Source organism: Pseudomonas sp. m6p (assembly GCF_055760375.1).
This window is the reverse complement of the sequence record NZ_CM147084.1, coordinates 2,818,598-2,831,651: the sequence shown is the minus strand read 5'-3', so window position 1 is coordinate 2,831,651 and position 13,054 is coordinate 2,818,598. Positions and strand designations below refer to the sequence as shown.

The following is a 13,054-nucleotide window of genomic DNA, read 5'->3' as shown; positions in this document are numbered from 1 at the left end:
CGGTCACTCCCCGGCTGATCCGTGGAGTGACCGTTGCGCTTATTCGTCGTAACCGAGGTTCGGCGCCAGCCAGCGCTCGGTCACGCTCAGTTCCTGACCTTTGCGCGAGGTGTAGCTCTGCACCTGATCCTTGTCGACCTTGCCCACGGCAAAGTATTGCGCCTGCGGGTGCGCGAAGTACCAGCCGCTGACCGCGGCTGCGGGGAACATCGCATAGTGTTCGGTCAGGAACACGCCGCTGCGGCCCGCGCGCATTTCGCTGGCCTCAGGATCGAGCAGGGTGAACAGCGTGGCCTTTTCAGTGTGATCCGGGCACGCCGGGTAGCCCGGTGCCGGACGGATACCGGAGTACTGCTCTTTGATCAGTGCTTCGTTGTCCAGCACTTCGTCCTTGGCATAACCCCAGTGTTCTTTACGCACTTGCTGGTGCAGCCATTCGGCGCAAGCTTCCGCCAGACGGTCGGCGAGGGCTTTGACCATGATCGAGTTGTAGTCGTCGCCGGCGTCCTGATAGGCCTTGGCCACTTCTTCGGCACCGATGCCGGCGGTGGTGATGAACCCCCCGACGTAGTCGATCACTTCGCTGTCTTTCGGCGCGACGAAGTCGGCCAGCGAGAAGTTCGGCTTGCCGTCGGTCTTGATGATCTGTTGACGCAGGTGATGCAGGCGCGCCATGGGCTTGCCGTCATCGCCGTACAGTTCGATGTCGTCATCGTGCACCTGATTGGCCGGCCAGAAACCGAACACTGCGCGGGCGCTGATCAGCTTCTCGTCGATCAGCTTGGTGAGCATTTCACGCGCATCCTTGTACAGCGCGGTGGCGGCTTCACCGACCACTTCGTCTTCGAGGATGCGCGGAAACTTGCCGGCCAGGTCCCAGGAGATGAAGAACGGCGTCCAGTCGATGTATTCGGCCAGCACGTTGAGGTCGATGTTGTCCAGCACGCGGGTGCCGGTGAAGGTCGGTTTGACCGGCGTGTAGTTGGCCCAGTCGAACTGTGGCTTTTTGGCGATCGCCGCCGCGTAGCTCAGACGCTCGGTACGGGCGCTGCGGTTGGCGGTGCGCTCACGCACATCGACGTAATCGGCGCGGGTTTTCTCGACGAATCCCGCCTTGAGTTCCTTGGACAGCAACTGCGTCGCCACACCGACCGCACGCGAGGCGTCGGTCACGTAGACCACCGCATCGTTGCTGTACTTCGGCTCGATCTTCACGGCGGTGTGCGCCTTGGAGGTGGTCGCGCCACCGATCATCAGCGGCAGGTGGAAATCCTGACGCTGCATTTCCCGGGCAACGTGGACCATCTCGTCCAGCGACGGGGTGATCAGGCCGGACAGACCGATGATGTCGCACTTTTCTTCCTTGGCCACCTGGAGAATTTTCTCCGCCGGAACCATCACGCCGAGGTCGACGATGTCGTAGCCGTTGCAACCCAGCACCACGCCGACGATGTTCTTGCCGATGTCGTGCACGTCGCCTTTGACCGTGGCCATCAGGATCTTGCCCTTGGCTTCCGGCTTGTCGCCTTTTTCCAGTTCGATGAACGGGATCAGATGCGCCACGGCCTGCTTCATTACGCGGGCGGATTTCACCACCTGCGGCAGGAACATTTTGCCGGCGCCGAACAGGTCGCCGACGATGTTCATGCCGGACATCAGCGGGCCTTCGATGACTTCGATCGGCCGCGCGAACGACTGGCGCGACTCTTCGGTGTCTTCGACGATGTGCGTGGTAATGCCCTTGACCAGCGCATGCTCCAGACGCTTGTTGACGTCCCAGCTGCGCCACTCTTCGGTCTCGGCTTCCTTGACGCTGCCGTCGCCCTTGTACTTGTCGGCGATGGCGAGGAGGGCGTCGGTGCCTTCCGGCGTGCGGTTGAGGATCACGTCTTCGACGGCGTCGCGCAGCTCCTGCGGGATCTGGTCGTAGATCTCCAGCTGACCGGCGTTGACGATACCCATGGTCAGGCCGGCGCGGATCGCGTACAGCAGGAACACCGAGTGAATCGCTTCACGCACCGGGTTGTTGCCACGGAACGAGAACGACACGTTGGACACGCCGCCGGAGCTCAGCGCATACGGCAGCTCGTCGCGGATGTAGGCACAGGCGTTGATGAAGTCCACAGCGTAATTGTTGTGTTCTTCGATACCGGTGGCCACGGCGAAGATGTTCGGGTCGAAGATGATGTCTTCCGGCGGGAAGCCGACTTCGTTGACCAGAATGTCGTAGGAGCGTTTGCAGATCTCTTTCTTGCGCGCTTCGGTGTCGGCTTGGCCGGCTTCGTCGAACGCCATCACCACCACTGCCGCGCCGTAGCGTTTGCACAGCTTGGCGTGATGGATGAACTGCTCGACGCCTTCTTTCATGCTGATCGAGTTGACGATGCCCTTGCCCTGGATGCACTTCAGGCCGGCTTCGATCACTTCCCATTTCGACGAGTCGATCATGATCGGCACGCGCGAGATGTCCGGTTCACCGGCGATCAGATTGAGGAAGGTCACCATGGCCTTCTTCGAATCGAGCATGCCTTCGTCCATGTTTATGTCGATCACCTGGGCGCCGGCCTCGACCTGCTGCAGGGCGACTTCCAGGGCTTCGGTGTAGTTGTCTTCACGGATCAGACGGGCGAACTTCGCGGAGCCGGTGATGTTGGTCCGCTCGCCGACGTTGACGAACAGCGAGCTGCGATCGATGGTGAACGGTTCCAGACCGGACAGACGGCAAGCCTTGGGAATGTCTGGAATCTGTCGTGGCGCGTAACCGGCCACGGCTTTGGCGATGGCTTCGATGTGGCCCGGGGTGGTGCCGCAGCAACCACCGACGATGTTGAGGAAACCACTTTGGGCGAATTCTTCGATGACCTTGGCGGTGTCCACCGGCAATTCGTCGTACTCGCCGAATTCGTTCGGCAAACCGGCGTTCGGGTGCGCCGACACGTGGGTGCTGGCCTTGTTCGACAGCTCTTCCAGGTACGGACGCAGCTCACGGGCGCCGAGGGCGCAGTTGAGGCCGATCGAGATCGGCTTGGCGTGGGCCACCGAGTTCCAGAACGCTTCGGTGGTCTGGCCCGACAGGGTGCGGCCGGACGCGTCGGTGATGGTCCCGGAAATCATGATCGGCAGTTCGATGTGCAGTTCTTCGAACACGCCTTGCACGGCGAAGATCGCGGCTTTGGCGTTGAGCGTGTCGAAGATGGTTTCGATCAGGATCAGGTCGACGCCGCCCTCGATCAGGCCTTTGGTAGCTTCGGTGTAGTTTTCCACCAATTCATCGAAGGTGACGTTACGGTAGCCGGGATTGTTCACGTCAGGCGACAGCGAGCAGGTGCGGCTGGTCGGGCCGAGCACGCCGGCGACGAAACGCGGCTTGTCCGGGTTCTCGGCGGTCTTGGCGTCGGCCACCTTGCGCGCCAGGCGCGCGCCTTCTACGTTTAATTCGTACGCCAGTTCTTCCATGCCGTAGTCAGCCATGGAAATGCGCGTGGCGTTGAAGGTGTTGGTTTCCAGAATGTCGGCGCCGGCATCCAGATAGGCCTTTTCGATGCCGCCGATCACGTCCGGACGGGTAATCACCAACAGGTCGTTGTTGCCCTTGACGTCGCTCGGCCAGTCGGCGAAGCGTTTGCCGCGATAATCCTGCTCTTCGAGCTTGTAGCTCTGGATCATCGTGCCCATGCCGCCGTCGAGAATCAGGATGCGCTCTTTGAGGGCTTGCTTGAGAGCTTGAAGGCGGACGCTGCGATCGGACATTGGGACTACTCGAAAAGACCATGACGAAGGGCCGGGATCATAACAAACCTGTGCGCTTTTGGAGCACGTGCTGCTTTTGCATGAATATCGTTCATGTTGGTACGAGCGTCATACTGTAGAATCGCGGGCGTTTTTTTCACGATCGGGATCATGGGCATGTCGTACCGCGTCATCAGCATTTTCTTGCTGTTCTTAAGCTGGGGCGCCATTGCGCAGGAACCCGCGATCTCACCTTCTATTTCATATACGCGTGACATCCAGCCGATCTTCACCGAGAAGTGTGTGGCCTGCCACGCCTGCTACGACTCGGCGTGCCAGCTCAATCTGGGCAGCGGCGAAGGCGCAGGGCGGGGCGCAAGCAAGATGCCGGTCTACGACGGCGAACGCACTCAGGCGGCGCCGACCACGCGGCTGTTCTACGACGCCTTCGGCAAACGTGCCTGGCAGCAGAAGGGCTTTTATTCGGTACTCGATGCCCAGGGCAGCCAGGCGGCGTTGATGGCGCGGATGCTGGAACTGGGCCACAAAACCCCGCTGACCCCGAATGCCAAGCTGCCGGAAGACATCGTCCTCGGCCTGCAACGGGAAAACATGTGCGCGATGCCCGCCGAGTTTGACGGCTATGCCGGCGCCCACCCCAAAGAAGGCATGCCGCTGGCGGTGACCGGGCTGACCGATCAGCAATACCAGACCCTGCAACGCTGGCTGGCGTCCGGTGCGCCGATCGACGAGCAGGGGCTGGCGCCGAGCGCCAAGGAAGCGCTGCAAATCGTGCAGTGGGAAAACCTGCTCAACACCCCGGGCGCGCGGCAGAGTCTGGTCGGGCGCTGGTTGTTCGAACACTGGTTCCTCGCCCATATCTATTTCAAGGACGGCGAGCCGGGCCACTACTTCCAGTGGGTGCGTTCGCGCACGCCGACAGGGCAGCCGATCGACCTGATCGCCACCCGGCGCCCGAATGACGATCCGGGCACTCAGGTGTATTACCGCTTGTGGCCAGTGCAAGGAGTGATCGTGCACAAGACCCACATCACTTATCCGCTGAGCGCGGCGAAGATGGCGCGGGTCAAGAGCCTGTTCTACAGCGGCAACTGGCAAGTCAACGCGCTACCGGGGTACGGGCCGCAGAGCCGGGCCAACCCGTTCGCCACGTTCGAAGCGATTCCGGCGCAGGCGCGGTACCAGTTCATGCTCGACAATGCCGAATACTTCGTCCGCACCTTCATTCGCGGGCCGGTGTGCCGTGGGCAGATTGCGACGGATGTGATCCGCGATAACTTCTGGGCGCTGTTCCAGGCCCCGGAACACGATCTGTACATCACCGACCCCAACTATCGCGGCCAGGCCACGCCGTTGCTGGCAATGCCGGGGCAGAACGACGACGTCGGCAGTGTCCTGAGCCTGTGGCACAACTACCGCAACAAGCGCAACGAATACGAAGCCCTGCGCCGCGACAGCTACGCTGACCAGCCGGCGCCGAGCTGGTCGACCCTGTGGGCCGGCAACGACAACGCGCTGCTGAGCATTTTCCGCCACTTCGACAGCGCTTCGGTAACCAAAGGCCTGATCGGCGAAGTGCCGCAAACGATGTGGCTGTTCGACTATCCGCTGCTGGAACGCACCTATTACCAGTTGGCAGTCAACTTCGATGTGTTCGGCAACGTCTCCCATCAGGCGCAGACCCGTCTGTATTTCGACCTGATTCGCAACGGCGCCGAACAGAACTTCCTGCGTCTGATGCCGGCCGATTCCCGTGAGGACTACCTCGACGATTGGTATCAGAGCAGCGGTCAGTTCAAGATGTGGCTCGACTACGAGGCCATCGATGATGACAAGCCGACCGGGTTGAAACTCGATCCGAAGGATCCGAAGTACGACTTCGCCATGCAACTGCTGGCACGCTACGGCGACCTCAATGCGCGGCCGGATCCGATCAACCGCTGTGACGGCGCCTACTGCTCGCGGCCGAACATTGATCCGGCGTTGCAGAACGCCGAACAGGCGCTGAGCCGCCTGACGTCACGACCGGCCGCCGGTCTGAAGGTCATCGACCAATTGCCGGAGGCCACCCTGCTGCGCATCGAAACCCGCAGCGGCAAACGCGAGGTCTACAGCTTGCTGCGCAACCGTGCGCACAGCAACGTGGCGTTTCTGTTGGGCGAATCCCTGCGCTATCAGCCAGGGCTCGACACCTTGACCATTTATCCAGGTGTGCTCAGCAGTTACCCGAACTTCATGTTCAATATTCCGGCCGCGCAAGTCCCGGAGTTTGTCGATGCCATGGAAAACGCCAAGGATGCCGATCGTTTCGAGAAAATCGTCGAACGCTGGGGGATTCGCCGCAGTCATCCGCAATTCTGGTTCTATTTTCACGACCTGAGTCAGTACATCCACGAAACCGAACCGGTGGAAGAGGGCGTGCTGGACATGAACCGCTACGAGAATCTTTGATCGTTGAGATCGACCTGCTGTCCCAACTCCAAGCAACACCGCAAAGCCCCTGTAGGAGCTGCCGAGTGCAACGAGGCTGCGATCTTTTGATTCTTTAACAACAAAGATCAAAAGATCGCAGCGTGCCGCAGCTCCTACAGGGGGCCGGAGGTGATTCAGGAATTGTGCACGGGAGCCGATCATGTTGATTTCAGTGCAGGCCCTGCGCGCGCTTGCCGCGTGGACCGTGGTCTGCCATCACTTCATGCAGATTTTCTTCGACTTCAAGGCGCGCGGCCCGGTCGGGCAGTTCTTCATCGACAAAGGCGCAGTCGGCGTCGATGTTTTCTTCGTCATCAGTGGTCTGGTGATTTTCCTCTCCACCGAAAGCAAAGCACTGCCGCCCGCGCGCTTTCTGCTGTACCGGCTGTTTCGCATTGTCCCGGCGTACTGGCTGTACACGCTGTTGATGGCGTTGCTGGTGCTGTTCGCCCGGCCAATGTTGCCGGATCAGACGGTGGACTGGGCGCATTTCCTCGCGTCGCTGCTATTCATTCCTGCGCAAAATCCTGGCGGCTACGGAATTTATCCGACGCTGAACGTCGGCTGGACGCTCAATTACGAAATGCTCTTCTATGTGTTGTTTGCATGCGCGCTGGCGTTCCGCTGGCAGGTGCGCTTGCTGGTGGTTGGCGCGTTGCTGTTTTCGGTTTGTCAGGCGTTTGGCTGGATCAACGAGTTTTACCGTTCGGACATCGTCTACGAATTTTTGCTGGGGATCGGCATTGGCGTGCTCTATCGCCGGGGCTGGATCGGTGCGGGTCTGTGGCTGCCACTGTTGGCGATGGGCGCCGCGTTGTCGGCGATCTATCACCTGGCGCCGGCGCCAAGGCTGTTGAACTGGGGCGTGCCGAGCGCGGTGCTGGTGATGGCGTGCATGGCACTGGAGCGCTACGTCGAGCGCAACCGCGTGATGAAATGGCTCGGTGACTGTTCCTATTCGGTGTATCTGATGCACGTGCTGGTGCTGTCGGTTGGCGGTTTTATCGCGCGGCGTTACGGGGTCAACCCGTATCTGATGTTCATCGTCTGCGCGGTGGCCATCGCTGTGGGGTCATGGTTGAGCTACGAATGGGTGGAAAAACGCAGCTATCGGTGGCTTAAAGCACGGATCGATGGCGAACCGCTACGCGTACCGGGCGAGAATCTTTCCCGACAAAAATACTAGGACTTTGTCCGGCGCAATGATTGGCGTAAACTGCGCCCAAGCCTGCGAGGAGTTTCCATGACCGCTATTACCATTACCGACGCCGCCCACGATTACCTGGCCGATCTGCTCTCCAAGCAGAACACCCCGGGTATCGGCATCCGCGTCTTCATCACCCAGCCTGGTACCCAGTACGCCGAAACCTGCATTGCCTACTGCAAGCCGGGCGAAGAAAAACCTGAAGATACCGCGCTGGGGCTGAAAAGCTTCACTGCTTATATCGATTCGTTCAGTGAAGCGTTTCTCGACGATGCCGTCGTCGACTACGCCACCGACCGCATGGGCGGCCAGCTGACCATCAAGGCGCCAAACGCCAAAGTCCCGATGGTCAACGCCGACAGCCCGGTCAACGAGCGCATCAACTACTACCTGCAAACCGAAATCAACCCGGGGCTGGCCAGCCACGGCGGTCAGGTCAGCCTGATCGATGTGGTCGAGGACGGCATTGCCGTGCTGCAGTTCGGCGGCGGCTGCCAGGGCTGCGGCCAGGCCGACGTGACCCTGAAGGAAGGTATCGAGCGCACCTTGCTTGAGCGTATTCCAGAGCTCAAAGGTGTGCGCGACGTGACCGACCACACGCAGAAAGAAAACGCCTACTACTGAGTAAGGTGTTCACTGCGAACATGAAAAACGGCGCCCCGTGAGCGCCGTTTTTTTATGCACTTGATTAATGAGTGCCTGTTTATTGTGTGGCGAGGGGATTTATCCCCGATGGGTTGCGAAGCAGCCCCAGAAAAGGAACTGCAAGCGCAGTTCATCGGGGATAAATCCCCTCGCCACAGGTTGGCACCCAATCCCATATGATTCAGGGTCTGTAGAGGTGCGCATGCCCCGCGCGATACAGCGACGACTCGCTAAACACCTCACTGCCCAGCACCCGACCCACCAGAATCAACGCCGTACGCCGAAACCCCTTGGCCTCAACCTTCGCCGCAATGTCCTCCAGCGTCCCCACCACCCAATCCTGATCCGGCCATGTTGCCCGGTGAATCACCGCAATCGGGCAATCCGCGCCGTAATGCGGCAGCAATTCAGTGATGATTTTCTGCAGATGGTTGACCCCCAGGTGAATCGCCATGGTCGCGCCATGCTGCGCCAGACTGCTCAACTCCTCACCCACCGGCATCGCGGTCTTGTCCGCGTAGCGGGTCAGAATCACGCTCTGTGACACATCCGGCAGCGTCAGCTCGGCGCCGAGCAAGGCTGCACAGGCGGCGGTGGCGGTGACGCCGGGGATGATTTCGAACGGAATATTCAACTCGCGCAGATAACGAATCTGCTCGCCAATCGCGCCGTACAGGCTCGGATCACCCGAGTGCACCCGCGCCACGTCCTGGCCCTTGCCGTGGGCGGTTGTGATCAATTCAATGATCTGCTCCAGATGCAATTCGGCGCTGTTGACCACCGTTTCCGCCTGATGTCCCTTGAGCACGGCGGCCGGCACCAGCGAGCCTGCGTAGATGATCACCGGGCAGCTGCGGATCAGCCGCTGGCCTTTGACGGTGATCAATTCCGGGTCGCCGGGGCCGGCGCCGATGAAGTAGACGGTCATGAAGAAATCCTGTGAAAAACGGGGCAGGGCAACGCTTCAGATGAAGATTGCTCATGATCAAACAGGGGGATTATCGGGAATTTACGCAGCGCCGGCCAATGCCAGTGTCGCCTGAGCGTATTTCTGCCGGGAAATCAGCAGCTTTGCCGGTGCCTGAATCAACTGCTCGGCCAGGGCCAGGGCGGCACTTTCCGCCACACCGTAGCAACCGGTGCGCTCATAGGCGATCTGCGAGTGATGGCTCAGTCGCTGCTGGTAAATGGCCAATTCTTCGCTGCTGAAATACAACAGCGGCAGCGCCAGTTGGCTGGCCAGTTCCTGCAAACCGGGTTCATCACGTTTAAGGTCGATGCTGGCCAGGGCCTTGACCGCCTCGAGTTCTATGCGATGCGCCTGCAATGCCTGATCGAGTAACGCGCGCAGCGTGCTGGCCGGGCAGCCGCGCTGGCAGCCCAGGCCAACCACGAAGGTCGGCGCTGCGCGGTCATCGGTCATGCGTGGTACTGACCATCGCTTTTGCGGCGGAACAACCAGGCGCTGATCAGGCCCAAGGCCAGCCAGAACGCCACGTTGGTCAACTGCGAAGCGATTTTGAACTGAGTTTCCAGCGCCTCCGGGGCGAGCATCGAATGCACTTCCGGTTGCGGCGCGCCGATCACGTGCGGCACGGCGAGGATCGCCACGCCCAGCAGCTTCATCAGCCAGTGGCGGCTGAACACGATCAGCGCCAGGCCGACTGCGGTGGAAGCGGCGGTGCCGATCCACCACGTTTGCCGCGACGCCAGATCGGCGGCAGCGGTGCCCGGCAGTTCAGGCGGCAGGCCGAGGGTCGGCGCGAGGACGAAGGTCGCGTAACCGGCCAGGCCCCAGAGTAGGCCCTGCGAAGTTTTGGTCGGTGCACGCAGGGTGTACAGGCCGGCGAGCATCAGCGCGAAACCGACCGCCACTACCAGATTGCCGCCGGTGGTCGAGACCACGCGTTGCCAGCCGTCTTCCGGCTCCCAGGCTTCAGCGTCGTGAGTGTGTGCGGCTGTACCGGCGGCGTGTTCGTGAACGGCCACCGGCTCGGACTTCTCGAAGGTTTCGGCCTGCAGAATCAGTGGCGAAACCCAGAAGCTTTGCAGCAACGTCAGCAGCAGGGCGGCCAGCAGGCCGGTGAAGCCTGCGGTTTGCGCGATACGCTTGATCATGTCGGCAGGTCTCAGTGGCACGGGAACGCGGCGCTGTGGCGGGTATCGTGAGCGGCGTTGTGCACCGCTTCGATGTGCGAGAAACCGGCGAAATAAACGAGGCCTGCACCCAGGATCGACGCCAAGATCGCGGCGGTCAGGCGTTGGCTCAAGGTGGCGGTGCTGGAGATTTTGTCGGTGTTGCTGCCGGTGCTGCTGATGATCGACATGGCGCTTCCCTCTGGAGTGTCAGCGGGTGATATAGAGCGCATGGAAACCCCTGCGAGTCGGGCACGCAGAGGTTCGAACAGCGCCCGCCCACCGCGGGTTTGTTATGTTCAGCGACGCAAAATGCGCGCTGTGTGTTGCGGGCCGGTCTCCGGGCTCACGAGGGGTTGGCATCAGGCCGACCTGCAAGCATCACCTTCCCATGCCGCAATGGCACAGTGGATTCGACGCTTCGCTCGCTTACCGTTGCGGGGGCAGCACCGGACTGACATGGCTTTGAGTAAAGCACATGATTCACCGGTTTCCCGTTTCACCCTGTGAAGGGCACCCGTAACAAGTTGTGTAGGAGAGCATGGGTTGGGGAATTTAGTCAATTTTGGGGGTGGATCCGTTGCTGCGGTAACGGCCGCTTAGGGTTCCGCCCTTACGGCGGGTCACTTTGGCAAAAGCCCCAAAGTAACCAAAGGGCTTTACCCTGACGTTCGGCCCTCGCTTGGGCTCGGGTTCCTTCGCTGCGGGATTCATCCGGGGGCAGCGCCTACGGTTTGCTTCGCTGCACCTCCTCTCGCTGTGTTTGGCTGCGCCAAACGGTCGCTGCGCTCCCACCCCGGATAAATCCCTCCACTCAGCCTGCCGACGGGCCTTGAGATCAAAAGCTTTACTCGAGCTAACGCTCATCGTGTTGAGTGGGGCGGCTTCGCCGCATGGGGTGTGCACGAATTAAATTGTGGGAGCTGGCTTGCCAGCGATGGCGGCCTGACAGCCGACCAAATTCCTAACTGAATACACCCAATCCCTGTAGGAACTGCCGAAGGCTGTGATCTTTTGATCTGGCTTTGGCTTTGGCTTTGGCTTTGGCTTTTGATCTTCAGCCCCTTCGGCAGGCCGAGCGAAGGTGTCCATCCGGGGGTAGGCGCGCAGCGCCATGCGGCGAAGCCGCATACATCGAGAGGAGGTGCAGCGAAGCAAACCGTAGGCGATGCCCCCGGATGGACACCGTAGGGAGGGAACACTGAGCCTCAGCGAAGTGCCGTACGCCGGGGCAAAGCCTTTTGGGTTACCTTTTCGGCGTCTGGAAAAGGTGACTCGCTGTAAGAGCGAAACCGCCAGCGGCGACACCCGCAGAAACAGATATGCCCCCAATCCAAAAAAAACCAGATCCCGTAACCCGAGGTCTGGCAAAAGTGACCCGCCGCAACGGCGAAACCGTAATCAGCAACCCCCGCAGCAACGGATATGCCCCCAATCCAAACATTGACCCATCCTCAACCCATGCGTAGCCTTGCACCTTCGAGGTTCTTCGGCCCACGCTGAAGCTAAGAAGGGAACGCGGTCAAAGCCGCGGCTGCCCCCGCAACTGTGAACGGTGAAGTTCGTTGCCACGCCACTGCCAGCTCAATCCACTGAGCCCGCGGGAAGGCGCAGCGAATGCCAGGCCCAAGGCCTGAACACCGTCAGCCAGGAGACCTGCCTCGTGACAGATTTCTCACTACAACCGGGCGGGGTGATCCGGTGGCGAATTCTTCCGCGCGCACGCTCGCAGCGGATCTCGTCCCGTATGCCCGCCACCTTGCCAAAGGGCATCCGATGAAAACACTGGCCAAACTCCCCGTCACCATCGTCACCGGTTTCCTCGGCTCGGGCAAAACCACCTTGCTGCGCCATATGCTCGACAACGCTCAGGGCCGCCGTATCGCGGTGATCGTCAACGAGTTCGGCGAGCTGGGAATCGACGGTGAGATCCTCAAACAATGCACCATCGGCTGCACCGAAGAAGAAGCCACCGGCCGCGTCTACGAACTGGCCAACGGCTGCCTGTGCTGCACAGTGCAGGAAGAGTTCTTCCCGGTGATGCGCGAACTGGTCGCCCGTCGCGGCGATCTCGATCACATTCTGATCGAGACGTCCGGTCTGGCTCTGCCAAAACCATTGGTGCAAGCCTTCCAGTGGCCGGAAATCCGCAACGCCTGCACCGTGGACGCGGTGATCACCGTGGTCGACAGCCCGGCCGTGGCCGCCGGTACCTTCGCCGCGTTCCCGGATCAGGTCGATGCCCAGCGCAAACTCGATCCGAATCTGGATCACGAATCGCCGCTGCACGAACTGTTCGCCGACCAACTGGCCAGCGCCGATCTGGTGATCCTCAACAAGGCCGATCAGACCAGCGCCGAAGATCTGGCTCGCGTTCGCGCTGAAGTCGCTGAAGAACTGCCGCCAGCGGTGAAAATCATCGAAGCCAGCAACGGTCGCCTGCCGCTGGACGTGCTGATCGGTCTCGGTGCCGGTTCCGAAGAACACATCGACAGCCGCCACAGCCATCACGATCACCACCACGACGGTGATGACGATCACGATGACCACGATCACGACGCCTTCGATTCGATCTCCATTGAACTGCCGCAAGCCGACGAAAGCCTGTTGCTCGACGCGCTGACGCAATTGGTGGTCAAGCACGGCATCCTGCGTGTGAAGGGCTTCGCGGCGATTCCGAACAAGCCGATGCGTCTGTTGATTCAAGGCGTGGGCACGCGTTTCGACAAGCACTTCGACCGCCAGTGGGGCGCTGATGAATCGCGTGTCACTCGTCTGGTGCTGATCGGCCAGAAGCTCGACGCCGCGCAACTCGAAGCGCAACTGCGCGCCGCGCTCAGCGTTTAA

General features: G+C 60.8%; 9 protein-coding genes and 2 riboswitches. Of the genes, 4 read left to right on the top strand and 5 right to left on the bottom strand.

The features are described from left to right. Positions 1-39: 39 nt before the first annotated feature. A complete protein-coding gene (metH, locus tag ACYZUM_RS12980) occupies positions 40-3,750 on the bottom strand; it encodes a methionine synthase (RefSeq protein WP_473061338.1) in 3,711 nt (1,236 codons plus the stop codon). Positions 3,751-3,906: 156 nt separating this feature from the next. Here metH and ACYZUM_RS12975 point away from each other — a divergent pair, with 156 nt between their 5' ends. The 3 genes from ACYZUM_RS12975 (at position 3,907) to nfuA (ending at position 8,050) form a co-directional block, all read left to right on the top strand. Further along, positions 3,907-6,201 carry a fatty acid cis/trans isomerase gene (locus ACYZUM_RS12975; RefSeq protein ID WP_041072685.1) on the top strand — a complete coding sequence of 765 codons (2,295 nt, stop codon included), beginning with the start codon at positions 3,907-3,909 and terminating at the stop codon, positions 6,199-6,201. A 181-nt stretch (positions 6,202-6,382) separates the two neighbouring features. Beyond that, a complete protein-coding gene (locus ACYZUM_RS12970) occupies positions 6,383-7,408 on the top strand; it encodes an acyltransferase family protein (RefSeq protein WP_108182849.1) in 1,026 nt (341 codons plus the stop codon). A 57-nt stretch (positions 7,409-7,465) separates the two neighbouring features. Beyond that, positions 7,466-8,050 (top strand): Fe-S biogenesis protein NfuA, encoded by a 585-nt coding sequence (gene nfuA / locus ACYZUM_RS12965; protein WP_003225494.1) that lies wholly within the window; start codon positions 7,466-7,468, stop codon positions 8,048-8,050. Between the two features lie 202 nt (positions 8,051-8,252). Here nfuA and cobM read toward each other — a convergent pair whose 3' ends face one another. The 4 genes from cobM to ACYZUM_RS12945 all read right to left on the bottom strand — a co-directional run bounded on the left by cobM (position 8,253) and on the right by ACYZUM_RS12945 (position 10,398). Next, the gene (gene cobM / locus ACYZUM_RS12960) at positions 8,253-8,999 is read right to left on the bottom strand and encodes a precorrin-4 C(11)-methyltransferase (protein ID WP_108182848.1); all 747 of its coding nucleotides are present in this window, start codon (positions 8,997-8,999) and stop codon (positions 8,253-8,255) included. Positions 9,000-9,080: 81 nt separating this feature from the next. Next, a complete protein-coding gene (locus ACYZUM_RS12955) occupies positions 9,081-9,494 on the bottom strand; it encodes a cobalamin biosynthesis protein (RefSeq protein WP_108182847.1) in 414 nt (137 codons plus the stop codon). Next, positions 9,491-10,189, bottom strand: a complete 699-nt coding sequence (locus ACYZUM_RS12950; RefSeq protein ID WP_103366942.1) for a CbtA family protein — start codon at positions 10,187-10,189, stop codon at positions 9,491-9,493. The genes ACYZUM_RS12955 and ACYZUM_RS12950 overlap by 4 nt, the downstream gene beginning before the upstream one ends. 11 nt (positions 10,190-10,200) lie before the next feature. Next, positions 10,201-10,398 (bottom strand): CbtB domain-containing protein, encoded by a 198-nt coding sequence (locus tag ACYZUM_RS12945; protein ID WP_108182846.1) that lies wholly within the window; start codon positions 10,396-10,398, stop codon positions 10,201-10,203. A 123-nt stretch (positions 10,399-10,521) separates the two neighbouring features. Beyond that, a riboswitch (cobalamin riboswitch) is annotated at positions 10,522-10,743 on the bottom strand. A gap of 929 nt (positions 10,744-11,672) precedes the next feature. Continuing rightward, positions 11,673-11,885: riboswitch (cobalamin riboswitch) on the top strand. Between the two features lie 98 nt (positions 11,886-11,983). On the opposite strand from ACYZUM_RS12945, the gene cobW reads away from it, so the two are divergent. Further along, entirely contained in the window at positions 11,984-13,054 is a 1,071-nt protein-coding gene (gene cobW / locus ACYZUM_RS12940) for a cobalamin biosynthesis protein CobW (protein WP_108182845.1), read from the top strand.